Source organism: Desulfofundulus sp. JL263-se, from assembly GCF_056316025.1.
In genome coordinates this window covers 392,150-417,471 of sequence record NZ_CM149993.1, presented here as the reverse complement: position 1 = coordinate 417,471, position 25,322 = coordinate 392,150, and the positions used below count along the sequence as shown (strand labels likewise).

Annotated in this window: 23 protein-coding genes; 14 read left to right on the top strand and 9 right to left on the bottom strand. The window is 49.3% G+C overall.

Annotated elements, in window-relative coordinates; genetic code table 11:
- Positions 1-96: 96 nt before the first annotated feature.
- From ACX4JR_RS02075 to ACX4JR_RS02055, 5 genes are all read left to right on the top strand, one after another.
- Entirely contained in the window at positions 97-414 is a 318-nt protein-coding gene (locus ACX4JR_RS02075) for a hypothetical protein (protein WP_476059402.1), read from the top strand.
- A 118-nt stretch (positions 415-532) separates the two neighbouring features.
- Positions 533-916: a NifB/NifX family molybdenum-iron cluster-binding protein gene (locus tag ACX4JR_RS02070; RefSeq protein WP_476059401.1), complete on the top strand. Its 384-nt coding sequence runs from the start codon at positions 533-535 to the stop codon at positions 914-916.
- Between the two features lies 1 nt (position 917).
- Positions 918-1,787 carry a nucleotide-binding protein gene (locus ACX4JR_RS02065; protein WP_476059400.1) on the top strand — a complete coding sequence of 290 codons (870 nt, stop codon included), beginning with the start codon at positions 918-920 and terminating at the stop codon, positions 1,785-1,787.
- On the top strand, positions 1,759-2,619 hold the full coding sequence (locus ACX4JR_RS02060) for an ATP-binding protein (RefSeq protein ID WP_476059399.1): 861 nt from the start codon (positions 1,759-1,761) through the stop codon (positions 2,617-2,619). Before ACX4JR_RS02065 ends, ACX4JR_RS02060 begins: the two co-directional genes overlap by 29 nt.
- Positions 2,620-2,658: 39 nt before the next feature.
- On the top strand, positions 2,659-3,489 hold the full coding sequence (locus ACX4JR_RS02055; protein WP_476059398.1) for an Mrp/NBP35 family ATP-binding protein: 831 nt from the start codon (positions 2,659-2,661) through the stop codon (positions 3,487-3,489).
- An 84-nt stretch (positions 3,490-3,573) separates the two neighbouring features.
- Here the strand turns inward: ACX4JR_RS02055 and ACX4JR_RS02050 are convergent, their stop codons facing one another.
- The gene (locus ACX4JR_RS02050; RefSeq protein WP_476059397.1) at positions 3,574-4,053 is read right to left on the bottom strand and encodes a helix-turn-helix domain-containing protein; all 480 of its coding nucleotides are present in this window, start codon (positions 4,051-4,053) and stop codon (positions 3,574-3,576) included.
- Between the two features lie 488 nt (positions 4,054-4,541).
- Here ACX4JR_RS02050 and ACX4JR_RS02045 point away from each other — a divergent pair, with 488 nt between their 5' ends.
- The 4 genes from ACX4JR_RS02045 (at position 4,542) to ACX4JR_RS02030 (ending at position 9,818) form a co-directional block, all read left to right on the top strand.
- Positions 4,542-6,344, top strand: a complete 1,803-nt coding sequence (locus tag ACX4JR_RS02045; protein WP_476059396.1) for a DUF342 domain-containing protein — start codon at positions 4,542-4,544, stop codon at positions 6,342-6,344.
- Positions 6,345-6,563: 219 nt separating this feature from the next.
- Complete coding sequence (locus ACX4JR_RS02040; protein WP_476059395.1) at positions 6,564-7,247, top strand: succinate dehydrogenase/fumarate reductase transmembrane subunit; 684 nt, start codon at positions 6,564-6,566, stop codon at positions 7,245-7,247.
- Complete coding sequence (locus tag ACX4JR_RS02035; RefSeq protein ID WP_476059394.1) at positions 7,244-9,073, top strand: fumarate reductase flavoprotein subunit; 1,830 nt, start codon at positions 7,244-7,246, stop codon at positions 9,071-9,073. The genes ACX4JR_RS02040 and ACX4JR_RS02035 overlap by 4 nt, the downstream gene beginning before the upstream one ends.
- The gene (locus ACX4JR_RS02030; RefSeq protein ID WP_476059393.1) at positions 9,066-9,818 is read left to right on the top strand and encodes a fumarate reductase iron-sulfur subunit; all 753 of its coding nucleotides are present in this window, start codon (positions 9,066-9,068) and stop codon (positions 9,816-9,818) included. The genes ACX4JR_RS02035 and ACX4JR_RS02030 overlap by 8 nt, the downstream gene beginning before the upstream one ends.
- Before the next feature lie 198 nt (positions 9,819-10,016).
- Here the strand turns inward: ACX4JR_RS02030 and ACX4JR_RS02025 are convergent, their stop codons facing one another.
- Complete coding sequence (locus ACX4JR_RS02025; protein WP_476060452.1) at positions 10,017-11,390, bottom strand: phosphomannomutase/phosphoglucomutase; 1,374 nt, start codon at positions 11,388-11,390, stop codon at positions 10,017-10,019.
- Between the two features lie 20 nt (positions 11,391-11,410).
- A complete protein-coding gene (locus tag ACX4JR_RS02020) occupies positions 11,411-12,508 on the bottom strand; it encodes a mannose-1-phosphate guanylyltransferase (protein ID WP_476059392.1) in 1,098 nt (365 codons plus the stop codon).
- A gap of 241 nt (positions 12,509-12,749) precedes the next feature.
- Here ACX4JR_RS02020 and ACX4JR_RS02015 point away from each other — a divergent pair, with 241 nt between their 5' ends.
- On the top strand, positions 12,750-13,016 hold the full coding sequence (locus tag ACX4JR_RS02015; protein ID WP_476059391.1) for a hypothetical protein: 267 nt from the start codon (positions 12,750-12,752) through the stop codon (positions 13,014-13,016).
- A gap of 380 nt (positions 13,017-13,396) precedes the next feature.
- Here the strand turns inward: ACX4JR_RS02015 and ACX4JR_RS02010 are convergent, their stop codons facing one another.
- Positions 13,397-14,515, bottom strand: a complete 1,119-nt coding sequence (locus ACX4JR_RS02010) for a copper amine oxidase N-terminal domain-containing protein (protein ID WP_476059390.1) — start codon at positions 14,513-14,515, stop codon at positions 13,397-13,399.
- A 135-nt stretch (positions 14,516-14,650) separates the two neighbouring features.
- On the opposite strand from ACX4JR_RS02010, the gene ACX4JR_RS02005 reads away from it, so the two are divergent.
- Entirely contained in the window at positions 14,651-15,058 is a 408-nt protein-coding gene (locus tag ACX4JR_RS02005; RefSeq protein WP_476059389.1) for a hypothetical protein, read from the top strand.
- Positions 15,059-15,416: 358 nt separating this feature from the next.
- Here the strand turns inward: ACX4JR_RS02005 and ACX4JR_RS02000 are convergent, their stop codons facing one another.
- Positions 15,417-15,674, bottom strand: a complete 258-nt coding sequence (locus ACX4JR_RS02000) for a hypothetical protein (protein ID WP_476059388.1) — start codon at positions 15,672-15,674, stop codon at positions 15,417-15,419.
- A 118-nt stretch (positions 15,675-15,792) separates the two neighbouring features.
- On the opposite strand from ACX4JR_RS02000, the gene ACX4JR_RS01995 reads away from it, so the two are divergent.
- A complete protein-coding gene (locus ACX4JR_RS01995) occupies positions 15,793-17,619 on the top strand; it encodes an HD domain-containing phosphohydrolase (protein WP_476059387.1) in 1,827 nt (608 codons plus the stop codon).
- Here ACX4JR_RS01995 and ACX4JR_RS01990 read toward each other — a convergent pair.
- The 4 genes from ACX4JR_RS01990 to ACX4JR_RS01975 all read right to left on the bottom strand — a co-directional run bounded on the left by ACX4JR_RS01990 (position 17,567) and on the right by ACX4JR_RS01975 (position 21,432).
- A complete protein-coding gene (locus ACX4JR_RS01990; RefSeq protein WP_476060451.1) occupies positions 17,567-17,833 on the bottom strand; it encodes a TRAM domain-containing protein in 267 nt (88 codons plus the stop codon). The two genes, ACX4JR_RS01995 and ACX4JR_RS01990, sit on opposite strands and share 53 nt — an antisense overlap.
- Before the next feature lie 28 nt (positions 17,834-17,861).
- Entirely contained in the window at positions 17,862-18,794 is a 933-nt protein-coding gene (locus tag ACX4JR_RS01985; protein ID WP_476059386.1) for an NAD-dependent epimerase/dehydratase family protein, read from the bottom strand.
- 424 nt (positions 18,795-19,218) lie between these two features.
- Positions 19,219-20,040: a polysaccharide deacetylase family protein gene (locus ACX4JR_RS01980; protein WP_476059385.1), complete on the bottom strand. Its 822-nt coding sequence runs from the start codon at positions 20,038-20,040 to the stop codon at positions 19,219-19,221.
- A 123-nt stretch (positions 20,041-20,163) separates the two neighbouring features.
- On the bottom strand, positions 20,164-21,432 hold the full coding sequence (locus ACX4JR_RS01975; RefSeq protein WP_476059384.1) for an O-antigen ligase family protein: 1,269 nt from the start codon (positions 21,430-21,432) through the stop codon (positions 20,164-20,166).
- A 292-nt stretch (positions 21,433-21,724) separates the two neighbouring features.
- Between ACX4JR_RS01975 and ACX4JR_RS01970 the strand changes: the two genes are divergently transcribed.
- Both ACX4JR_RS01970 and ACX4JR_RS01965 read left to right on the top strand, forming a co-directional pair.
- Positions 21,725-24,130 carry a glycosyltransferase family 4 protein gene (locus ACX4JR_RS01970; protein ID WP_476059383.1) on the top strand — a complete coding sequence of 802 codons (2,406 nt, stop codon included), beginning with the start codon at positions 21,725-21,727 and terminating at the stop codon, positions 24,128-24,130.
- Positions 24,123-25,316 carry an O-antigen ligase family protein gene (locus ACX4JR_RS01965; RefSeq protein ID WP_476059382.1) on the top strand — a complete coding sequence of 398 codons (1,194 nt, stop codon included), beginning with the start codon at positions 24,123-24,125 and terminating at the stop codon, positions 25,314-25,316. The genes ACX4JR_RS01970 and ACX4JR_RS01965 overlap by 8 nt, the downstream gene beginning before the upstream one ends.
- Positions 25,317-25,322 lie beyond the last annotated feature (6 nt).

Here is a 25,322-nt window from a genome sequence, read left to right as displayed (position 1 = left end):
GGGATTTTGTGAAAGCGGCCCCCGGAGGAAAAAATTTTACATACTATTAAAAGTCACGTGTACAAGCTGAAAAATATTATATAGTAGGAGGAAAAAATGTACCGGAATGAAGGTGACACCGTGACCGACCTCCAAACCTACCGCATGGAAAAACAACTGGAATCCATTCATGAATTAATTTGTCAATTAATTACCGTAAGAAGTTACATTAAATCTTTACGCCAGGGCAAAATTCAATATAGGGCAGACGCCCCAGAAAGTATTAACAACATTGTGCTGGAACTGCTGGAAAATAACCAAAAAAACTTGCAGTCCGCCCTCATTGAATTAAAGAGGGCCGAGCTGCAAATAACCCAGCGCATCAAACAAAACTCGCGGAAGCTGGGACAATCCTGTTTGTGGAATCAAATTTAACCCGGCACTGAAAGGATGCCGGTTTTATTTTTTTTGCCCATGATATTGACATATGTTCAATTTAAGAATAAACTGATTTTGAAAATAAGTTCATAATTCAGGAAAGGGGCGAAGGCTTTTGCGAATAGCCATTTGCGCAGCGGGACAAGATTTAAACTCACCGGTAGAACAAAGATTCGGGCGCTCTCCCTACTTTATTCTGGTGGATGAAAACGGCAGGCACATAGAAACACTGGCCAATTCGGCCCTTGATTCTCCCCAGGGCGCAGGCATAGCATCGGCCCAGCTGCTGGTAAATCACCGGGTTGATGCGGTGCTGGTGGGAAGAGTGGGACCCAAGGCCATACAGCCGCTGCAGGCTGCGGGCATCAAAATCTTTTCCGGTATTTCCGGCACGGTACAGGAATCCCTGGAAATGTTCAAGCAGGGCAAATTAACGGAACTTGACCGGCCCAACGCCGCGACCCGCGGGGGCGGTTATCCGGAACGAGGAGGCAATTAAAGTGAACAAAGTCGTTTCCGTGGCCAGCGGGAAGGGAGGTACCGGCAAGACAACCGTTGCCTCCTGCCTTGCCCTCTCGGCACCACACCCGGTACAATTCCTCGATTGTGACGTGGAAGAGCCCAATGCCCACATTTTTCTCAAGCCCCGTTTAACCAAAACGGAAACGATTTACCTGGAAGTTCCCGAAATTGACTATACCCGGTGCACATTCTGCGGGAAATGCGCCGAGATCTGCATGTACAACGCCCTGGCCGTGGTGGATAAAGAAGTTCTCACCTTCCCGGAACTTTGCCACAGCTGTGGGGGCTGCCGGGCCCTTTGCCCGGAACAGGCAGTGAGCACCGTCCCTAGGGAAATTGGAGCCGTTGAGAGCGGGTACGCCGGGGAGATAAAATTTACCCGGGGAAAATTGAAAGTAGGCACAGCCACCAGCCCCCCTCTGATTAAAGCAGTTAAAAAAGAAATGGAAAAGGAAAGACTGGTGATACTGGACGCTCCCCCCGGCACCTCGTGCCCGGTGGTAACTACCATAGAGGACACGGACTTTTGCCTTCTGGTAACCGAGCCCACCGCCATGGGACTCAACGACCTGGCCCTGGCTGTGGAAGTGGCGCGGCTGCTGAACATTCCCTGCGGAGTAATCATTAACCGCTACACCGGCACTTTTGACAAAGTGGAAAAGTACTGCCGCGACAATAACATTCCAGTTTTAATGAAAATACCCCTGGATAAGGAAATTGCCCGGGCCTACGCCAGGGGAACTGTCCCCGTCCGAATAAAGCCCGGGCTGAAGGAACAATTTCTCCGGGTACTAGACCACATAGAAAGGGTGACGGCAGGTGAAGGAACTTGTTGTAATCAGCGGTAAGGGCGGCACCGGCAAAACCAGTATTGTGAGCTCCTTTGCCGTACTGGCCCGAAACAAAGTAATGGCGGACTGCGACGTGGATGCGGCCAACCTGCACTTGATGCTGTCACCCCAAATAAAGGAGCGCCACCAGTTTTACGGCCTGCCCAAGGCCAGAATTGACCGGGAAAAATGTGTCGACTGCGGGCTGTGCGAAAAATACTGCCGCTTTGACGCCATTAAAGACAACCACGTCAACCCCCTGGCCTGCGAGGGCTGCGCGGTATGCAGCCACATTTGCCCCGAAGGAGCCATAGAAATGGTGGACACCGCAGCCGGAGAGTGGTTTAAGTCCGATACCTGCTACGGCCCCCTTATACACGCCAGGCTGGGAGCGGGTCAGGAAAATTCAGGAAAACTTGTAGCCCTGGTACGCAAACAGGCGGAAGAAACAGCAAAGGAACTGGGCTGTGATTTGATAATAACCGACGGCCCTCCCGGCATCGGCTGCCCGGTTATAGCATCCCTGGGAGGGGCAGCCCTGGCCCTGGTCATTACCGAGCCCTCCCTGCCGGGAATTCACGACCTGGAAAGAATTCTCGACTTGACGGATTTCTTCGGGGTGCCCGCCATGGTTTGTATTAACAAGTGGGACATTGACCCGGAAAACGCGGAGAGCATAAAGGCAATTTGCCGAAAACGGAGAGTTCCCTTTGCCGGACAAATCCCTTATGACGGAGCGGTAATGCTGGCGGCCGCCAGGGGGAAGCCCGTAATTAAAATGACCTCCAGCCTGGTCAATGAAATTGAATCTCTCTGGAAGAAGGTATTCGATACTCTTTGTCAAAAATGAAATAATGGCCAAAAAAATCGCTGAATGGGGGAGAAGAGTATGGGCGCGACAGAAGAAAAATGCACTTCCTGCAGCGAAAAGGACAAGTGCAACGGCGAAAGCTGTAAATTTCCTGAAAAACTGGCCCCAAATGAATTTACCAGGGTAAAAAATATGATTGCGGTAATGAGCGGCAAGGGCGGGGTGGGCAAATCCTCCGTTTCCGCCCTTTTGGCGGTAAACCTGGCCCGCAAGAATTTCAATGTAGGCATATTGGACGCCGACATTACCGGTCCCAGCATACCCAAAATGTTCGGCCTTAAGGAACAGCCCAATATGCGTAACAAATTTATGTACCCGGTGGAATCTTCCCTGGGGATTAAAATAATTTCCCTAAACCTTTTACTCCACAGGGAAGATGAGCCGGTTATCTGGCGGGGCCCCGTCCTTTCCGGGGCGGTAAAACAGTTCTGGACCGACGTGGCCTGGGGCGAGCTGGACTACCTGGTGGTTGACCTGCCCCCGGGAACCGGCGATGTGCCGCTCACAGTAATGCAGTCACTGCCCTTGACGGGATTTATTATAGTCACCTCACCTCAGGACCTGGCGGCCATGATAGTGAAAAAGACCTACAACATGGCTAAACACATGGAAATACCTATACTGGGCATAGTAGAAAACATGAGTTACCTGAAGTGCCCCGACTGCGGCAGTAAAATAAAGTTATTCGGTGAAGGCAGCGGCTCATTACTGGCCAGGGAAACCGGCATTCCCCTTTTGGAAAAACTGCCGGTGGACCCGGCGCTGGCTGCCCTGTGCGACCAGGGGCGAATTGAAAGTTACGCGCCGGAGCTGTTTAAAAATTTCCCGGGTGCTGACGCCAAAAATTAAAATATATACCGCACATACACTTTACCCCGCATTTTTCCTGCGGGGTAAAGTATTTTTTTATATCAGCTTTTCAATAAACACCCTCTAAGATTTTCCTTTCTTGCCGTTTTCCTTTTGTTTACGTTTATAAATAAGAAATTCTATAAATTGGTTAACCAGAAATTTTTCTTCGTCTGTTAAGTTTTCGTAGATTTCCTTAAAATTAACCATATTCCAGGTTTCTACTTCACCCCCACTTTCTCTGACAGGGAGTTTTTTCTCCACAATGGTAGTATCTCCACTTACTGCACGAGACCTATTGCCAGTTTCATCCATTTGCCCGGCAAAACTTTCTGAATGATTATTCTCTATATATCTTTTTGGTCCGGGACCGGTTCCCTTTAATAACCAATCTATAGATACATTAAATTTATCAGAAATAGAAATTAAAGCTGATACGCTTGGTTGCGATCTGCCCCTTTCCCAATCACCAACATTTCCCTGTGAAACACCTATTTTTTTAGCAAATTGTTGTTGTGTCAATTTATAGAGTTTTCGTAAATATTTGATTTGAGAACCAATCAATATGATACACCCTTTTATAATAAACATACATCCCAAGGTCTTAAACGTATTTGCGATAGACTATTGCAATGCAACGTATTTACGATTATAATTAAAGTGGGTAGGTGTCCAAGCATTACCAAAAAGAAGAATAATTTCAGATAAAAGGTAACATTTCCCCAAACAAAACGCCCTAATCTATTATGAAGCCACAATAAAACGGGTATTGCTGGTAAAAACAGGCAATACCTAGACCAAGCCATGGTCTACGGCTTATAAGCAATTGTGCCAACAGTTCTTTTTTTAAAATTTTCATGCATGCTCATTATCGCAAATTTTAGATAAAGGAGGTCATAAAATACAGGAAGAATAAAAAGGAGGTAATACTTATCAACGAAAAAGAACTGACAAAATTTATTGAACAGTTACTTCAAAAAAACTGCCAGGCAAAACAAATATTAAAAGAAGTAAATGAATTAACATCCATAACCCAAGAAATTCCCAATACAGTGGTACCGGATGCAGAATGTCCGGCTGTAGAATATAAAGAAGATACCGCAGATAAGCTCCCTGCCGGCCAGGCATGGGTAAAGAATAACGAAATTCACGTAGAAGCCATACCCGGTCAAGCCATTCTACCATATATACAGCCCACAGAAGGTGTAAATCTCTACATCAACGGTAAACTGGTAAAAGATAAAACCCCGGTATCTTCGCAAGATAACATTTATGTTGAACCTAAAACACAAGAAACACCGGCGGAAATAAAAATTGGTAAGTCTGAAAACGGTTTAACCGCTTATATGACGGTAAAATTAAAAACCATAAAGCAATTTTCACTTATAGACCAACCTCCACAACAGCACCTAGTTTTGAAAACCACCATTAATATTAGTAAAAGCTTTCCTTTTAGCCTGAATGATATATTAAACAAAATTAAAGAGGAAGGAATAACTCACGGTATAGATTACCCGGCCATTCAAGAGTTTCTGGCCAATCCCAAGGACTACAGTTATACAATTGCCAAAGGAACACCTCCGACCGAGCCTGTGGATGATTCCGTGGTAGTACTTTTCCAGGAACGCCCGGCAAAAAAATACGACTATTCATTTCAAGACAGAGCAGACTTCTATAACATTAATGTAATTCCATCAGTTGATGAAAATACCCTGCTGGCCGTTAAACACGAAGGAAAAGCCGGCCAGCCGGGCCTTTCCGTGACAGGGGAAGTAATTATGCCCCGGGAGCCAAAGAGAATTAACCTAAAAGCGGGGAAAGGTGTACGAATAGAAAATAACAAGGTTTACTCTACCATGGCCGGGAGACCCCTATACAAAAAAATAGGAACCACATGGCTTTTTTATATTGAACCTCATTTGGTGCGATATGAAGATATAGATATTTCGGTGGGAAACTTGCATTTTCGAGGTAATATTACTGTTTACGGTAATGTACAAGATGGCATAAGGGTGAGGGCCGGGGGAAACGTGCAAATTTTTGGCTATATTAACCGGGCTGAAGTGGTGGCCGTGGAATCTGTGTGGGCCAGAAAAAGTATCGGAGCACAAGTACAGGCCGGTGGAGACAGCTATTATCTTACAAATACGTATTTTGTCTTAAAAGAACTTTGCAATAATCTGGAAGGGCTATTTAACTACATAAAAATGATAATTGAACACCCCAAATTAAAACAGTATAAAACCAGGCAAGGCTACCTTTTACTAATACTAATAGAGAAAAAATTCCCCAATACCCCGAAACTTTTAGAAAAAGCCGCTCACTTTCTGGAACTCATTCCGGTAGATATGCCCTCTGAAATTAACATTCTTATTAAAGAGATAAAAGAAAACATCCCCCCCAGAAATCTCACCCAAGAAAAACTGCAAACTTTGATAGAACATATAAATTTTGCCCGTGAATTTATTGAACAAACCCGTAATACTTCAGCTAATGTGAGGCTACACTATGCTTTTAACAGTACTATCACTGCCAGCAATGACGTTTATATTTTGGGCAAAGGATGCTTTTTTTCTAAGATAGCGGCAGGAGGTAATGTCTATATTGCCAAGGTACTTCGAGGTGGAGAAATTAAAGCTAAGGGGAATATAGAAGTAGAAGAAGCAGGATCGCAAATCGGCACCAGAACCATTTTAGAGAGCAGGTCAGGTATAATAAGGGTTTTTCAAAAAATTTATGACGGGGTCATCATCAAAATAGGAAACCGGAAGTATGAAATTAAAGAGCCTTTGACAGCAGTGGAATTTTACAATGATGAAGAAAGAATATTTTTTAAGAAAATAAATATAAAATAATTTTACGACTATGGACAACCTTCGTCAAAAAAGCCGCCCGGGGCGGCTTTTAAAATTTAAAATACAGTGGTTTCTGTATTATATCTTCCCATAACACTGCCTTTATCCTTTAACTCATTCATATGTCAACTAAATGACAAATACTTGTCATACATCTGACCGTAAATTTTGCCTGTTATGTGCCATAATAAGACAAAATTCGGAACTCCCGGGAGTTTTGTGAGTTGTTGCAATTTTTGCGAGTTTCTGAAAAGAAAGGAGAACGACATGCTTTCCCAGCGGATCCTAACCAAAAATCCCAGGGCCGATGCCGTCCTGGACCTGGTAGAACTGGCCAGCGGCATTGCCCTGGTAGGCTTTTTGTGGTCCCATATGATTTTCGTATCCACCATATTACTGGGCCGTGATACCTTTAACGACTTGTCGGAATTTTTTGATACCTATCTGCTCTCATACATAGGTATCCCCGTTGTTGCGGTCATAGGCCTTATTCACTTCGTGGTGGCCGGGCGCAGAATTCCCACCCGCTACCGGGAACAAAAAATAATCTGGCGGCATGCCAAACTGCTGCGCCATACCGATACCTGGACCTGGGTTTTCCAGGCCGTTACCGGTATGGCCATACTGGTGCTGGCGGCCGTTCACGTATGGACCGTTGTAACCGGGTGGCCCATACGCGCCCATACCAGCGCGGAGCGTATCCAGGCCTTCTGGTGGTTTTACCTGGTACTGCTGGCCCTGGGAGAATACCATGCCAGCGTAGGCCTCTACCGCATTTTTGTAAAGTGGGGATGGTTTCCCCGTAAGCCCATCGGGTACGTTCTGAAGATTATTACCCTGATCATCGTTACCCTTGGACTTGCAGCCATGTGGGTCTTTCTCAAGTTAGGAGGTACGGTATGAGCACTTACAAGACCTTCACAACTGACGTATTAATCATCGGCGCAGGACTGGCGGGAGAGCGCACGGCCATTGAACTGGCAAAGCACGGCCTGGACTGCATTATATTGAGCATGGTCCCGCCCCGCCGCTCCCACAGTACCGCCGCCCAGGGCGGCATGCAGGCTTCCCTGGGTAACTGTGCCATGGGTGAAGGGGACAACCCCGACATTCACTTCGAAGATACCGTAAAGGGCTCTGACTGGGGATGCGAGCAAGATGTGGCCCGTCTGTTCGTGGAAACGGTACCCATTGCGGTGCGGGAAATGGCCCACTGGGGCGTTCCCTGGAACCGGGTGGTGGCCGGCAAAAGAACGCTCCCGGACGGCAGGGTAATCGAAGAAAAGAAAGAAAAGGAAGGCCTCATCACCGCCCGTGACTTCGGGGGGACCGCCTACTGGCGCACCTGTTATACCTCGGACGGGACGGGTCATACTTTACAGTACACAATGGACTCCATAGTCATTAAAATGGGCATTACGGTACACGACCGGGTGGAGGCCATTACCCTTATTCACGACGGGGAAAAGTGCCTGGGCGTGGTGGCCCGCTCCCTGCGCACCGGTGAACTGCTGGCTTATACAGCCAAATCCACCGTTATCGCCACCGGCGGCTACGGCCGCCTTTACGGGGTATCCACCAACGCCGTTATTAATGAAGGCAGCGGCATGTTCCTGGCCCTTAATACAGGCATTGTTCCCCTGGGCAATATGGAAGCGGTACAGTTCCACCCCACGGGCATTGTGCCCGCGGGAATTCTGGTTACCGAAGGCGCCAGGGGCGACGGCGGCTACCTGCTGGACAAAAACCACCACCGCTTCATGCCCGACTACGAGCCCAAGAAAAAAGAGCTGGCCTCCCGGGACGTGGTATCCCGCCGGATGACCCAGCACATGCGCGCCGGCTACGGTGTAGAAAGCGAACACGGGCTGCATCTGTGGCTGGATATCCGCCACCTGGGGGAAAAACATATTTACACCAACCTCCGGGAGATCGCCAACATTTGCAAGAACTTCCTGGGTATAGACCCGGCCAAAGAATTAATCCCCGTAAGGCCCACCCAGCACTACAGCATGGGCGGGGTAAGGACCAACATTGACGGCCACGCCTACGGACTGAAGGGGCTTTTTGCCGTGGGCGAGGCGGCGTGCTGGGACCTGCACGGCTTCAACCGGCTGGGGGGCAACTCCCTGGCGGAAACCATAGTAAGCGGCATGGTTGTGGGCAAAAAAGTGGCCGAGTACACCCTGGGGACCGCACTGGAATACTCGAGCCGGCTGGTAGACGATTTTGTCAAAAAAGATGAACAGCGCATAAAAGACCTCATTTCCGGTAAGAACGGAAATGAAAATGCATACCGGGTCCGCACGGAAATGGAACAAACCCTTATGAACTACGTGGGCATCTTCCGCAACGGGCCCGACCTGGAAAAGGCCGTGGCCAGGCTCCAGGAACTGCACGAAAGAGCACAAAAGGTAGGCCTGAGGTCCGGAAACGGCAAAGGGGCCAACCCGGAACTGGCATCGGCCCTCAGGCTCCCGGGCATGGTGCGCTTGGCCCTCTGCATTGCTTACGGGGCCCTTAAGCGCACCGAAAGCCGGGGCAGCCACTTCAGGGAAGATTACCCCAGGCGGGACGACATCAACTGGCTCAAGCGCACCCTTGCCTACTGGCCGGAAGGCAGCGAATTACCGAAACTGGAATACGAGCCCGTCACCATCACCGAACTGCCGCCGGGCGACCGGGGCTACGGAGAACAAACCGGAAGGGAGGAGGCAAACCATGGCTAACCGCCAGCTCACATTCAACATTTTCCGCTACAACCCCCAAACACCCGAAATAAAGCCCTACATGCAGGAATACCGGCTGGAAGAACTGCCCGGCATGACCATCTTCGTAGCTTTAAATAAAATAAGGGAAGAGCAGGACCCCTCCCTCATGTTCGACTTTGTCTGCCGGGCCGCCATCTGCGGCTCCTGCGCCATGGTCATAAACGGCCGCCCTAGGCTGGCCTGCAAAACCCTGACCAAAGACCTGCCGGCTAAAATCACCCTCCTCCCCCTACCGGTCTTCAAGCTCATCGGGGACCTGTCCGTGGACACGGGAACGTGGTTCAGGCACCTTTCGCTGAAAACCGAAGCCTGGATCCACACCAGCAAGGAATTCAACCCCAGAGCCCCGGAAGAGCGCATGGACAACGAAACCGCCCTCAAAATTTACGAGGCCGAGCGCTGCATAGAGTGCGGCTGCTGCATTGCCGGGTGCGCCACCGCCAACATCCGGGAGGACTTCCTGGGAGCCGCAGGCATAAACCGGGTGGCCCGGTTTATGATCGACCCGCGGGACGAGCGCACACCGGAGCAGTATTACGAAGTGGTGGGAGCCGAAGAAGGGGTATTCGGCTGCATGGGCCTCATGGCCTGCAACGACAACTGCCCCATGGAGCTCCCCCTGCAAATGCAGCTGGCCTATGTGCGGCGCAAAATGCTAGCCCAGGGGTTGAAGCTCAAAGTAGAAGACAAAATAGCCCTCTAAAAAAGGGGACAGGCTGCTTTTTAAAAAGCAGCCTGTCCCCTTTTTTGGACATTCAAGCAGCTTTTTGATCCAGATTACCTTAAAATTTAAAATACAATTGTTTCCGTTTTATATCTCCCCACCATACTGTCTTTATCCTTTAACTTATTCATATCCAGGCGGCAGTCCCCTTTTCCCCAGGGAGACTGTCCCCCTACCTTAAAATTCCCACTCAAAGTCCCCCACCTCGGGGAATCTCCGCAGGGCCTCCTTCATTATGCCGCAGATGCGCTCCAGCCCTTCCCGGGTTTTGGCCTCGCAGCGGGCCACCAACACCGGCTGGGTGTTGGAGGCCCTCACCAGGCCCCAGCCGTCGCCGAACAGCACCCGGGCCCCGTCCACGTCTATAACATCATACTTAGCCCGGAAGTACCTCACCAGTTCATTCACTATGCGGAACTTATCCCGGTCGGGGCAGGGCACCCTGGTTTCCGCGGTAGAATAATACTCGGGCACATTACTTAACAGCTCGGAAAGGGGCCTTTCCTCCCGGGAAAGGATGCGCAGCAGCCTCCCCGCGGCATAAAAGGCATCATCATAGCCGTAGTACTCGTCGGCAAAAAACATGTGCCCCGACATCTCGCCGGTAAAAACGGCCCCCACTTCCTTCATTTTGGCCTTGATCAACGAGTGGCCGGTCTTGTAGAAAAAGGGCTTGCCGCCCAGCCGCCTCACTTCTTCCTCCAGGGCCTGGGAGCACTTCGCCTCGATAATCGCCGGGGCCCCCGGGTAACGGGCCAGTATTTCCCGCCAGTACAGGCACATCAATTTATCGCCCCAGATAACGTTCCCCTTCTCGTCCACCACGCCAATGCGGTCGGCGTCCCCGTCGTAGGCCACCCCCAGGTCGGCCCCGCGCTCCCGCACTTCCCGGCGCAGGTCGGCCAGGTTGGCCGTTTTCACCGGGTCGGGCTGGTGATGGGGAAAGGTGGGGTCGGATTCGCAGTACAGCGGGCAGCACTCAACCCCCCAGTTTTCCATTATCTTCTCGGCAAAAAGGCCGGCGGTGCCGTTTCCGCAGTCCACCACCACTTTCAGCCGGCGGGGCCCCAGCCGGATCTTTTCCCGCAGCATGGAGAGGTACGGCGTCACGGCGTCCCGCTCTTCTACCGCACCGCTGCCCCGGCAAAAATCCCCTTTTTCCATCAACTCTCGCAGGCGCTGGATTTCTTCGCCGTATATGGTCCCGGGGCCCCGGGAAATCTTGAAGCCGTTTTCATCGGGCGGGTTGTGGCTCCCGGTAATCATCACCGCCCCGTCAATGCCGAAGTGAATGCGGGCAAAGTAAACTATGGGGGTGACCACCTCCCCCACATCAATCACCCGGCAGCCCGCGGCCAGCAGCCCCCGCACCAGGTCGTCCCGCAGGCGCCCGGAACTCAGCCGGTTGTCCCGGCCCACGATTACCTCCGTGCCGCCGTACTCCCGCATGTATGTACCGAAGGCCCGCCCAAGGAGCTCCACCGTTTCCGAAGTAAGATCCCTGTCGGCCACCCCGCGAATGTCGTACTGACGAAATATATCCGGATTAATTGCCGCCACTGATATCCCCCCTAAACTAACTCTTTGTACCCCGCCTTTTTCAGGGCCCGCACCACCTGCTTTATCTCCTGAGCCAGGTCCTTGCGGCAAACAAGCAGGCTCTCCCCGTTATCCACGATAATCAGGTTCTCCACGCCCAGAGTGGCCACAGTGCGGGAAGATGAAATCAGGCAGTTCCTGGTGTCCAGGAAAACACCCCTGGCCTCCAGCACGTTGTTCATGGCATCCTTTTCCCGGTGGCGCTCCAGAGCCGTCCAGGAGCCCACGTCGTCCCAGCCGAAATCCCCGGGCATTACCAGGACATTGCCGACCCGCTCCATTATGCCGTAGTCCACGGAAATCCCGGGCAGGCGGGGGTAGACTTCTTCAATTGCCCGCCAGGCATCACCGCTATCCAGGGCCTGTTCAATAGCGCGCAGCCCCTGATCCAACTCAGGCAGAAGTTCAGCAATCAACCGCTTAATTAAATCGGCCCGCCAGATGAACATACCGCTGTTCCACAGGTAATTACCCCGGGCTAAAAATTTTTTCGCCAGCTCCAAATCCGGCTTTTCGGTAAACCGTTCCGCTGTATAAGCGGGCACCCCGTTGAAGCTGCCGTGCAGGCCGCCGCGCCTGATGTAGCCGTACCCCGTTTCCGGACGGGCGGGTTCAATGCCCAGGGTAACCAGATGCTGTCCCCGGGCAGCCGCGGCGGCGGCCCCGGAGATCACCTGCCGGAAGCGCCCCACGTCTTCAATGTAGTGGTCTGCCGGCAGCACCAGCATTACCCCTGCGGGGTCGCGCCGGCCCACGTACAGCGCGCCCAGCCCCACGGCGGCTGCAGTATCCCTGCCGCAGGGCTCCCCAATAATGTTTTTTTCCGGTATGCCGGGCAGCTGTTCCCGCACCAGACCTGTATAGCTCGCCCCGGTAATTATAAAAACGGCCTCCGGGCCAACCAACCCTTCCAGCCTGTCCACCGTTTGCTGCAGCATGGTGCGGGGGCCCGTCAGCTTCAAAAACTGCTTGGGGCAGGCTTCCCGGCTGTAGGGCCAGAACCTCTCCCCCTTGCCCCCTGCCAGAATTACCGCGTAAAGCAGGTATATCTCCCCCCCATTTACAAACAATTCTGTAATTATTTCTCGGGAAATGCCTCAAACCCTGCCAAAATGCGGAGACTAATAACAAAATTGGAATATTTCAAATTAAAAGACTAGTCATCCCTGCAACTTAACCCGTTCCATATCCGCCGGGGTCATTTAATTTTTATACTCCTATTCTATTCTTTAAATGCTCCATGATACTGCAGGAAATTTTAGCTAAATGGTGAACGTATATTTAACCCAAAAATTCCTGGAGGAGCAACCTGTGAATAACGAAAAATTTCAAAATCTTGTCCTGGAACAACTTAAAATATTAACAGAAGGACAGCAGGAACTTCGGGAAGAGGTTAATGCCCTGCATCAAGGACAGCAGGAACTCCAGAAAGAGATTAATAAAATTCAAAAAGACGTCAAAGACATTAAAACTGAGCTTCGGTATGTATGGAACGACATTAAAAAAATCGATAACAGGCTTTCCTCTCAAGAAGAAGAACTTGTTATCTTAAAACGGATGACCTCCTCCCACCATTGAAATGGTGGGCATCCGAAAAACTCGGAGTCGGGAGCCATGATGTGGACGTTGTTAGGCAACTTGCGATAACCTTTGATTTTGATAGCTTCCCTGCGCCGGCGGTAACCGTCAACATATGGCTTCATGCCGCCGGATAAAATCAGCGTTTCACCTTTAAGTTAAAGCCGCTCTGAACGCAGTACAGGGTAAAGAAATACTTCGAGCTCTTAAACCGCGGCGGCCTGGCTGTAACTTCTTTCCCAGTGGTAGCGCAGGTAATGCCAGCGGCGTTGTTCAAGACCGACGTTGTAGAACAGTGTAGCTGCTCTGCCCATCTGCCAGAACCAGTCTCTTTGCTCAGGTATCGGGTCAAGGACAACTTTTTCAGTCAGCAGCAGATGCTATTCAACTAACTGCCGCATTTCCTCATAACCTTGTTTGACCAATTCCTCGGTAGATTTAAACACCGGTAAGGTATCTTTGTTTATTGGCACATAATTGCCCACCGGGTCCTGGTGATAAATTTCAACGGTATTCTTTTTAATTGAACCCATGCCGTCCAGTTCAGCGGTAATTTTTAAAAAGTCATTGGCTTCGGAGGGTTTATTAATATACTCCTGTAACTCTTTATTCCAAAAATCTATTTTTTCCTCAATCTTTCTTATTCTTTCAGGAGAAAGCTTTTCCCGATTTTCTTTTAAAAACTTTATTCGTCCTTTTTGTAGCGGCCACTCCGCCGGTGTGTCACAGCCAAGAACCGTCGTAACCCCGGCTTTAAATTCAGCTTCTACCTTAGAATTGGCAACACTGAACGACAACAGGAAAACATCTGTTTCCAGAACACGATAATGCTGCCCATATGTTGAGTCCATAAAATCTTTTATCTTTTTCTTTAGCTGTTCCTTCAAACCATCATAATTAATAATTTGAGATATATACCAGTTTTGTTCATATTGTTTGGCAATCACCCTGATTACCGGTGAACCGGCAGGACCTGTAGAAGTCATCATTTTAAATTTGACTTCATATTCCCATGCTCCATCTCCGGTTTTAGTTATTTCATAATGTTCAACCCAGGGGCTGGATACTCCTGTTACCCATCCGCACCTTTCATAGTCAAGACGGCTTTGCTCTTTTAATTCCGGGGACAGAACGGCATATTGCAATGCACCGTTACGCATTTTTACGCCCTTAGCCCATCTCTCTACAGCTTCTTCAGGTATTGTAGGGGCTACTGCTTTTTGCAAAAGCGCAATCTGGCGTTGAAGCGAATCTAACTTTGGTGTTTCGATCCATACGCTTTTAGTTTCTTTTTCCCATTTTACGTCAGCCCCAAGCGCTTCGGCCACCCAGCGCACCGGCACCATTACTCGTCCATTAATTAGCTGTGGACTAGCATCCGGCTTAACTAGCTGCCCGTTTGCAATTAGCTTGATTGGATTGGCAGCAAAGGTTGCAGTAGCCAGGGTACCAAGCAAAACAATAGTTCCGATAATAGTTAACCATGTCTTTTTTACCATAAAAAACCTCCTTTAAATTTATAAAAAGAGATGTACGAAATAATTAATATGTTTTTTGGAAAGAAAAAACCTCAGGCCAACTCTTAAAAAAAGCTGGTTGCACATTTGTTATTCTTTGTAGCAATAATTATATCCTTGCTGGCATTTGTCATTTTTCGCTTGATTTGTTTAGGTGCAGGCATGAAAGTATATGACGACAGAAAAGGCATCTCAAATAACCTGTCTTACACAGAATTTCTCTCCCTGCTCTTCGAAGAGGAATTGAAAAGGAAACTGAACAGGTGGCAGCAGCCGGTACAATGGATTGGGCGAGGCCGTTTTCTTACCCTGTCATGCTCCCCATCGCCGTCGCCTCGCTCGTTTGTTACTGCACCGGCTGCTGAAGGTTCCTGTCAAGTTTTGCAGTGGTGGGTACCTGCAACCCTTGCAGGTGCTATTAAAACTTGCCGAGAAAGAAATAAACCAACTTTTGAGCGTAATGGAGCTTACAACCCTTATGGTGCTATCAAAACCGTTAAAAAAGCCAAGTATTATGCCGTTTAACGGGCTTTATATTCCTGATTCTTTAAGGAAACAGGGGGTTCTCCAGCACTCCGGATACCTTCCCAAAACCATATTGGCGGAGTGGCTGTCATAACTAGTATACGCGTGCCGAGAAGCTCTGCAAATTCTCGCAGGACGGTTCTCAAGCCCCTGCCCATCTCAGGCGGTAGCCCTTGAGGCTCGTCTATGATTAAAACAGAATTTGCCATCTGCGGTAACCGCCATATATACCTGTTGCGGACGCCGGCGGAAGTCTTCAGCCAGCAAGTCCAACACCTGTAACCGCCAGATATACCTGTTGCGGACGGCCATAACAGCGTTGAATATCTGATTGAATGTTGTGCAAATTATAGGCAACTTAATCAACGCTTTCCCGGACCAAACCTTCAGCTTTACCGACTGCACCACCTTCGCCGTGATGGAACGCCTGCGCATCGAGCGGGTATTTACTTTCGACCGCCATTTCTTCATTTACCGTTACGGCCCCAGACGCAGAAAGGCCTTCACCTGCGAGCCGTAACCCGCGCGCCTTTTTACAGAACCGCTCCCCCGAACCGCCGGCTGAAATAACAGCATATACCTTTACTGCCGCCTGCCGCCCTCTCCCGCGATTCATTGTCTACCGGAAAGGCAGATAAAATCTGCAATTTTTTTTGTCGATTCTTAAAAGGGAAAAATATTATATTGTTAAAATATTAATTAAGATTATTGCTGCGGCAGCGGGGTGGTAACAATTGGACAAAGCTTATCCATTAAGTACCGACCTGTTTATTTTATATGATATCGCCTCTTTTTCCTTCCCGGAGAAAGAGGAGGATTTAATTTCACAATTAATTGAAAAGTCCACCCGGTTATTTGGAACCTGCCGCCTGGCCCTTATTACCGGCCCCCAAAATGCTCGAAAATGTATGGGATATTTTGGTTTCCAAAAGGAAAGCGATATTTGGAAAGCCATTGAAAAAAAGGCTGCAAACTCTTTTTTATATCCCCTGGGCAGTGGAAAATTGGGCTTACTGTATCTGGAACAGCTTTCTCCCCTTTCTCTCCGGGACAGAAGACTGTATACCATTTTTGCCCGCCGTGTTGAAGAAATATTAAGGGTTAAGCATTTGGAGTGGGAGCAGCGGGAGCTGGAAAAAAGAAAAGTCAGGGAACAACAGCTGCTTCTGGACAGTATTCCAATTCAAATCTGGTATTTAAAGGACGAGGAAACGTACGGTGCGGCAAATAAAGCGCACGCGCAGTTCCTGGGAAAGAAAAAAGAGGAACTGGTCAATAAAAGCCTGTTTGAAATTGCCCGCACGGACGAAGAAGCAAGAGCCTGGATTAACGAAAATAAAAAAGCTTTTACCAAAAAACAGCAGATCTATACGGAACAGTGGATGTATAATTCCAAGGGGCAAAAACGCCTGTTAGCTATTTTTAAAACCCCCACCTTTGATATAAAAGGAAATGTGGAATATGTAATATGCAGCGCCCTGGATATTACTGAGCGCAAACAGGCGGAGGAACAGATTAGATATTTAAGTTTCCACGATAAAGTAACCAGAATCTATAACCGGGCTTATTTTGAAGAAGAACTGAAACGCCTGGACACCGAAAGGCAGCTGCCTTTGAGTATTATTATAGGAGATGTCAACGGATTAAAGCTGGTTAATGATACATTCGGCCACCAGCAAGGAGACGTGCTGTTAAAAAAGATAGCCTGTGTATTGAGAAATTCCTGCCGCAAAGAAGATATAATTGCCCGCTGGGGAGGGGATGAATTTGCTGTCCTGCTACCCCGGACCGGTAATAAGGCCGCTGCGGAGGTATGCCAGCGCATAAAAAAGGCCTGCAGCGAAACTGAACAAAGCCCCATACGCCCCAGCATTGCCCTCGGCACGGCCACTAAAGAAAAGCCTGACCAGGATATACAGGAAATACTTAAAGAAGCCGAGGACAGAATGTACCGGCAAAAATTATTCGAAAGCAAGAGCGTTCGCAGTTCCATCATATCTTCCTTGAAGAAGATACTGCAGGAGAAAACCCATGAAACGGAGGAACATGCCCTTCGCGTGCAGGAAATGGCTTTGCGTTTGGGGCAAAAGCTTAATTTGCCGGATAACCAGTTGGATGACCTGAGCCTTTTGGCGGTACTGCACGATATCGGGAAAGTTGCCATCCCAAACAGTATCCTTGCCAAGCCGGGCAAATTAACGCCGGAAGAATGGAAAACAATACAAAGACACCCTGAAATAGGCTATCGCATTGCCCAATCTTCTCCGGAGTTAACCCATATAGCTGAAGCCATTCTGGCCCACCACGAGTGGTGGGACGGCAGCGGCTACCCCAGGGGATTAAAAGGAGAAGAAATACCGCTTAACTCGCGGATAATAGCAATTGCCGATGCCTATGATGTTATGACCCGGGGCCGGCCGCATAAAAAGACAATTAAGCCGCAGGAAGCTATAGAAGAACTAAAAAGGTGCGCCGGCAGCCAGTTTGACCCGCATCTGGTTAAACTATTTATAGAATTGATTCCGGAAGCAAATTGCCCCGGCACGGCCGGGCCATCCTGAATTCCTGGCAAGCCACCGCCTCCACGTGTCCCGTCCAGGGAAACATGTCCACCGGCTGAACCTCCTTTACCCGGTAGCCCAGGGCTTCCATGCGCCCCAGGTCCCGGGTCCTGACCCGCTCCCCGGGAAGGGCCCCGGGGACGAACACCGCCCGGCCCTGCCACCGGCCGATACCGTCTCCCCCGCCGGCCAAATTATCTATATTCAGCTCGATAACCTGCCCTTTACCCCCGGAATTTCTTTTATTTCTTCATATTTTCTTTCAGCCAATGGGCAGTAATGCGCAAGCCTTCGTCCATGGAAACCCGGGGCTCATACCCCAGGATTTTTTTTGCCTTTTCCGAACTTATAAAATAACAACGCCGGTCGGGCTCAGCGGGCCAGTCAACTATTCCCCCGCTGCCGGGGAACATGCGTACTACCCTCTCCGCTAGTTCCCTGATGGATATACATTCGCCCCCTGCAATATTAAATACCTGCCCCCACGCGTCACTATTGTCAATAGCCAGAAGAAAGGCCTGCACGGCATCGGATATGAAGGTATAAGTGCGCACCTGCGTCCCGCCGCCCCGGACAACCAAAGGGTCGCCCTTGAGGGCATTTTCTACGAAAATATTGGGGGCGCCGGCCCTGCCGTTTCCCGGGCCGTATAAATCAGAAAGGCGCAATATTACCGTTTTAGCCCCGAACTCCTGCCCCATTACCCGGCAGTAATGCTCCCCGGCCAGCTTCGTTGCCCCGTATAATAAAAAGGGAGCCACCGGGTGCTCTTCATCTATGGGCAAATACCGCTGATACCCGTAAACCGAAATGGAAGAAGCATAAATAAAGACGGCCCCCTGCCGCCAGGCAGCTCTCAAGGCGTTAAACGTCCCCGCGGTCCCCGCGGCAACAAACTGCCTTTCCGGAGACCTGCCGCAGGCAGCGGCGGGAAATGCGGTATGCACCACGGCACCGGCACCGGATGCCGCCCTTTCCACCAGGCCGCTGTCCAGTATGTCCCCTTCCAGAACCCTGACTTCTTTATAAAAATCCCGGATTCGAGAAATATTGCTTTCCACGGCACAATCCAATAGTACTACTTCCGCCCCGCACTCCACCAGCCGCCGGCAAATATGGGAGCCCAAAAACCCGGCCCCCCCGGTGACAAGTACTTTCTTACCTTTTAAGTTCATGAGACGTTTCCCCCATTAAATACAAAGCTAGCCTTATTGGCCGGTGCTCCCCGCTGCGCTCAGGTGCTCCGCGCCGACGGGGCTAAAGCTTGCTTCGGACCGGCCCTGGCGCTCCTGCATATTGCGCATGACAGCCCGGTATTTTTAATGCTAATTATAGCCCCGATGTCCAACTGATATCTCATTAGGCTACTGTTATTGTGCGCGATTCGTCGCGCCGGGCCGGTTGCCTCAGCTTCGCTAAGCCCCGTTATTTTGGGGAAATTTTTCAAGCCAAGATTTACTTATTTATAGAGAACCTTTTTGAGGAAAAATCCCCCCAAAACCGGCGCTACGCAATTCGCTTGCCAGGGAGCACCGGCCAAATAGGTAGGACCGCAGGTTTCTCTGCGGTCCTCTTGTGCTAATATAACAAGAAATAACATTACGGTATAGCTGTCATCAGCTTTACCCCTTCGCTGACAGTAATCACTTTCAGATTACGGCTTTGAATTTCTTTGAAAAATCTCTCTAGGCCGGACACGTTTATGCTGTAGTCGTCAGGTTCACCGGCATCTGCATAGACACTGTGCGTATATACAATGAGCCACCCGTGTTCTGCCTTCACCCTGTCAAGGAGGCCGATAACTTCATCCACCGTATTCTTGCTAATCAGCACCCTCTTTAATTCATAGGGGTTAACCGGGGCAAAATTGATGTCGCTGTGGCCCGAAGCCAGTACCGCTGAACTGTAGGTATCCTTGACAAATTTATCAAAGCGGGCAACACCGAAGGGGTAAGAGAAGCTGTCATGCATCAGCCCCTGCTCTTCAAGCCACCGGGCCGACGCAGTTACTTCTTCCTTAATTTGTTCCTTATCCAGGGTGGTAAAATCCCTGTGACTCACGCTGTGAGAGCCGGTTTCCCAGCCCGCGGCCTCCATTTCCTTCAGCTGGGATACCGTCATTTTTCCTTCAGTGCCGGCTTTCGAGGTAATTACATAATTTACACCCGGAAATCCATACCGGGAATGGAGCGGGAAAGCCCTTTTATAGACCGAAAGGTTTCCGTCCCCGTAAGTGATGGTTACATAGCCGTCAGCAGGTAGAGTTTTAACAGCATCTCCGCCGGCCGGCGCCTTATCTACTTTCTCAGAGCCCGCCTTGGCCGGCTCCCTGGCCTGCTCGAGGCTGGAGTCGCAGGCAGCAACTATACTGAGGACAAACAGCAATGCCACACCGATAATAAATAACCTTTTAACCCGCATAAAACCTTATCCCCTCCGTTCAATTAGTTATCGAAATTCTCATTCATAATATTCCGGGGAAAAAACTTGTGTGCAGTTTTGGGGGAATTTTTCTACGGAAACATTGTCTTTAACAAGCAGGACTTAACCTGGAAAATTTCCCCTAAATTTCCATATTGCAACTGCTGAGCCCGCTATTATCCAAAAAACGGGCATATACCTGAGGTTGTTGAATGCACTGTTGGTCAGGCCCACCACCAGGACAATAAAAACGGTACCCGCTAAAAAAAGGGATATAAGTTTATTTTCGGCACAGCAGTACCTTTGAGACAAAGTAAAAGCAACCCGCAGCAAGCCAAAATACAGCCACAACAACAAGGAAAGTCCCACCAGGCCGTACCTGCGGAAATGCAGCAGGTATTCATTATCTATCCCCATGAGCATGTTGGCCTTGGCGGGGCCCCAGCCCAAAAGGGGCGATTTCAGAGCGGTATGCAAGGCTTCCGACCATACGTCGTACCTGGCCACCATGCTGTGGGCATATACGGTATTTTTAATGTCCTGAAGGTAGTCAAAGGGGAGTATGAAAATAATTGCCAAAATACAAAGCACTCCCCCCGCCACGTATCCCAAATGAACCAGCAATCTCCTGTAATCCACCGATTCCTTCCCGAGTTCCTGCATTATCACTACCACCAATACGCCCACAACTAAAGCCACCAGAGAAGTCCGAGATTGAGCCAGCAAAAAAGCCGCTGCAATTACAAACACCTGGGCTAAAAAGGACGGTTTTTTAACATACTCCCTGCCGTAAATAAAAGCCTGGGCAAGAACAAGAACAAGAATCATAGCAAAAAAATAACCGGAAATGTTTGGATTACCGAAAGCGCCCACGGCCCTGTGCAAAAATACTTTATCAATATCGTAATTTCCAACATAAAGGGGCGTCAGCCAGCTGTTAATGTACAGCAAGTTAAAAAACTGCATTATGGAAATAACCGCGGCAACAGTCGAGAATGACATTAAAAACCTGCCCAGGTCCGCCAGCCCAAAATATCTCTCCGACCCGCAAAATAACGTTAAGCGGTAAAACAAGTAGTATTTGAGAATCTTGATGAATTCAAAAAAATCTCTCAGTATGACGGGCTGGTTTAAAAACAGCCGCCCGTAAAGGGTCGACAAAGCAACGGATAGAGCCAGCAGGGCAAAACAATAATCTAAAAACGTCAAAGGTGAAAAGAATTTTTTAATTTCCCTCCCTCTAACAAGAGCATAAAGGCCAAAAAAACCGAAAATCAGCGCCTCTTCCAACCTCACCGACGGCATTCCGGAGACAAACTGCACAGACGGAAGCAAGATGCAGGAAAAAAGACTGATTACTAACAACCTGGGCAAAAACTCTCGCTCAGACATACTATCCCCCCCGATTTGAGTCCCCATGCCAAGCGCAGCTTGGCAAAGTGGGAAAATTCCCCCAAATTTTCTAATAAACTATTCAGCACGCGGCAAAATTGACAAAAAAAAGCACCTGAGCGCAGCAGGCAGCACCGGCCCCTAACTAACCCCTGCCAGGTAACAAAATAAGGCCCATTTGAATAAATTATGGCAAACGGCTTGATTTGGGGGAAATTTCTCAAGCTAAGTTCTATTTATTAAAAGATAATGTTTTCGTAGGAAAATTCTCCCAAAATTTGAGGGATCCCCATTGAAAACCAACGGCAGCCAACTGAACATATGGATAATAAATCACTATGCCATAACCCCGCACTTTTCAGGGGGAACCAGGCACTACGAATTTGCCAGGTATTTGGTTTCCCAAAACCACAGGGTAACCCTCTGGCTGTGCAGCTTTCTTCACCAGAAATACATATTTGTCAGTAAAGAAAAGCGCGGGCAAATAAGGAATTCTTTGCCGGAAAACCTTTATTTGAAATGGATCTGGGCCCCTCCCTACAAAAGAAACGATATATTCAGGGCCTTAAATATGTTGATTTTTACACTTCTGGTACTGTTCAGAGGGCTGGTCACTCCCGGGCGCCCGGACGTAATAGTGGCCTCCTCCCCCCACCTGTTTGCCTGCCTGTCCGGCTGGGTACTGGCCAGGGTGAAGGGCTCCAAATTCGTCCTGGAAGTCCGGGATTTATGGCCTGAAAGCCTTGTAGCCGTGGAGGCCGACATAAACAAACTGATAATTGGGATATTGTCGCGCCTGGAAGTTTTCCTGTACCATAAGAGCCAGAAAATCATAGTTGTGGCCGAAGGGATCCAGGCTACTTTACGGGAGCGGGGGTTTTCTGCCGAAAAGATCGTTTTAATTCCCAACGGTGTTAACCCCAGGGATTTCAAAGTAACCGTTCCCAGGGAGGAAATGCGCCAAAAATTAGGGCTTGAAAATAAATTTGTGGCCCTGTACGCCGGCTCCCACGCCTATTGTTATGCCCTGGACACGGTAGTGGAGGCCGCCTCTTTTCTTAAGGAAAATCCGGATATTAATGTCGTGTTTTTGGGTGACGGCCAGGAAAAACAACGCCTGATACAAAAATCTGTCAACCTCGGGTTAAACAACGTTCGCTTTCTTGATCCCGTGGCAAAAAGCGAAGTGCCCAACTACCTCAACATGGCGGACATTTTAATCCTGACCACCCAAAACAATTATGTATTTCAAAGGGCCCGACCTAATAAGCTTTTTGATTACCTTGCCTCGGGGCGGCCCATATTGTGTTCCGTGGAAGGGGAAATGCAAAGGGTGGTGGAGGAAAGCAGGGCAGGGATATCTGTAAAGCCTGAAGATCCTCGCGCCACGGCCGAAGGAATAAAATACATGTACGAGCACCGGCACTTATTTTCCCGGTGGGAAAACAACGGCCGGGCTTACGTTTATGAACACTGCAACCGGGAAAAACAGGCGGCCCAATTGGAAAGGGTATTGCTTTCCGTTACGGGGCGGACGCAGCGGAAAGCAAGTAAAAAGCCTGAAGTATTGATAGTGAGCTCGGTACACCATTTGGATGACTGCAGAATATTTTATAAGGAAGCTTTATCTATAGCCTCCAGGTATTCCGTGGAATTACACGCCGTTGATTTCGACAGGCCCTTTTTCTCTGAGGATATCGAGATAAAACCACTGCCCCAATACCGCCTCAGGACCCTTCGCTTATTGAATTGTTTCAGATTGTTATTTACAGCCCTGCGCTCTCCGGCCCGGGTAATCCACTTTCACGACCCGGAACTTTTACCCTTTATGGTCCTTGTAAAATTCCTAACCGGGAAAAAAGTTATTTACGATATTCACGAAGACCTTCCCGCATCAATTTCCTACAAAGAGTGGATCCCCCAAAGGTTGAGGCCTCTTTTGGCCAAAGTAATTGACCGCGCTGAAATAATCCTTGCCGGGCACGTGGATGCCTTAATTTTTGCCGAGTTTTCCTACGGCCGCAGATTTAAAGACATAAAATGCCACAAGATCTTCGTTGTTAATTATGCCCTGGGCCCGGAAAAATTAAAAACCCGGCCGGAGAACCCAATTGACGTTGATTCAGGAGCACCCGTCATTATTTACGCCGGGGCAATGGGAAAAGCCCGGGGGACTTTTACCACCATCGAAGCCCTGGGAATACTGGCCGGGCGCGGCTGTGATTTTCATTATTATTTGGTAGGCCCCGTTACTGAGAAATTTAAGGAAATAATCCAAAGAGAGGTGCGGAAAAACGGGCTCACGGGAAAAGTTACCTTAACAGGAAGGCTCCCGCTTCCTGTCGTTTTTAAATACTATAAAAAAGCTGCCCTCGGCCTGGCGCTACTGCACCCGGAAAAAAACTACGTAATTTCCATGCCCACCAAGATTTACGACTATATGTCCGCGGGGATACCCATGGTGGTGTCCAATTTCCCTGCCTGGAAGCAGCTGGTGTGGGAGCACGGCTGCGGTATAGCAGCGGACCCCCTGGATGTAAGGGAAATCGCAGAAGCCATCGAATACCTGCTGTTAAACCCGGAAACAGGCAAGTCCATGGGTGAACGGGGCTTCAGCGCCTTTAAAGAGCGATATAACTGGCAAAGTGAAGAAAAAAAATTAATTGACCTTTATCAGGAGTTGATGGGGCGTGGATAAGTTAAGAACAACACTGGCCTGCCTGGCCATACCGGCAGTAGTATTTGCCCCCCACTCCAAAATATTGGGCGAAAATTGGCCTTCCATGTACCTGGACGGCCCCCTGTTGATTCTTATTACTTTGCTGATGCTGCCGTTCAGCAGGGAAAAACGGCGCCTTACAGGGGAACACAAAAATATCATCCTGTGCTGGCTGGGGTTCATACCGGTAGCCTTGCTCAGCTGGATTAACGCCAATGTATTTTGGGACCGGCACTCACCGGGCGATTTATTTAACGCCACCAGGTATCTTTACTTTGCCGTCTTAACCTTTCTCCCGGCGGTACTGGTATACAGGCGGGCCGGCCTGGAGCGAATCCTGACTGCCGGCTACATAACAGCCTTTATCGCTGCCCTGTTCGGAATAATGCAATTTTTTATTCCAGGTTATGGCCAACTGTATACCCTGGGATACCTCCCGTCAGGCCATCTATATCCGGGCAGGATACTGTCTTTTCACGGGAGCCCCAATCACCTGGGAGTTTACCTTTCCGCCATGTTAGTCACCGGAATCGGCAGCAGCTTCCGGGGAATGAACAAGAAAATATTATATATTCCCTGGGTCCTGGTGCTCTTGACTGCAATTTTCCTTACCCGCTCCCGCACCGCCCTTATCGTCCTGGCCCTGGCCTATCTATTTGTTTCTGTCATTGGAAAACGCAGTGAAATAATCCCTAAAATTATAACGGGGATACTTATCACTTTCATTACCTTCGCCTGTCTAACAGTTATACTGCCGGAAGGCTGGGTACACATGCTTTTAGATCCGGGCAACCTGTACACAAGGTTTGAGAACTGGGAAAGTGCATTTAACAAAGCCATCGAATCACCGGTGCTGGGATTGGGCCCGAATCCTTACCCATACCTTGAAAGCGTGCTTATAGATAATTTTTATGTATATATAGGCACCCTCTACGGGGCAGCCGGGCTGCTGCTGGCCGGTCTTATGTTCATTATACTTTTCAGGTCACTTAGAAAAATAAGCCGGGAGCAGCCAGAATTTAAAAACCTGGCCCTGGGCCTGCAGGGAGCGCTGGTTGTACTGCTGGCGGCCAATTTAACAGGGGAATTCTTTATCATTCCCAAAGTGGCCGGACCGTTTTTTATTCTAACCGGGGGCCTGCTGGCAGCGGGTAAAAGCCCGTGAAAAATC

Coding starts and splice junctions, on each gene's coding strand:
- ACX4JR_RS02010 (WP_476059390.1), bottom strand. CDS start 14,515: ATGGTAAAAAAGACATGGTTAACTATTATCGGAACTATTGTTTTGCTT.
- ACX4JR_RS02055 (WP_476059398.1), top strand. CDS start 2,659: ATGGGCGCGACAGAAGAAAAATGCACTTCCTGCAGCGAAAAGGACAAG.
- ACX4JR_RS01985 (WP_476059386.1), bottom strand. CDS start 18,794: ATGAACTTAAAAGGTAAGAAAGTACTTGTCACCGGGGGGGCCGGGTTT.
- ACX4JR_RS01980 (WP_476059385.1), bottom strand. CDS start 20,040: ATGCGGGTTAAAAGGTTATTTATTATCGGTGTGGCATTGCTGTTTGTC.
- ACX4JR_RS02030 (WP_476059393.1), top strand. CDS start 9,066: ATGGCTAACCGCCAGCTCACATTCAACATTTTCCGCTACAACCCCCAA.
- ACX4JR_RS02035 (WP_476059394.1), top strand. CDS start 7,244: ATGAGCACTTACAAGACCTTCACAACTGACGTATTAATCATCGGCGCA.
- ACX4JR_RS02000 (WP_476059388.1), bottom strand. CDS start 15,674: ATGAATCGCGGGAGAGGGCGGCAGGCGGCAGTAAAGGTATATGCTGTT.
- ACX4JR_RS01975 (WP_476059384.1), bottom strand. CDS start 21,432: ATGTCTGAGCGAGAGTTTTTGCCCAGGTTGTTAGTAATCAGTCTTTTT.
- ACX4JR_RS02075 (WP_476059402.1), top strand. CDS start 97: ATGTACCGGAATGAAGGTGACACCGTGACCGACCTCCAAACCTACCGC.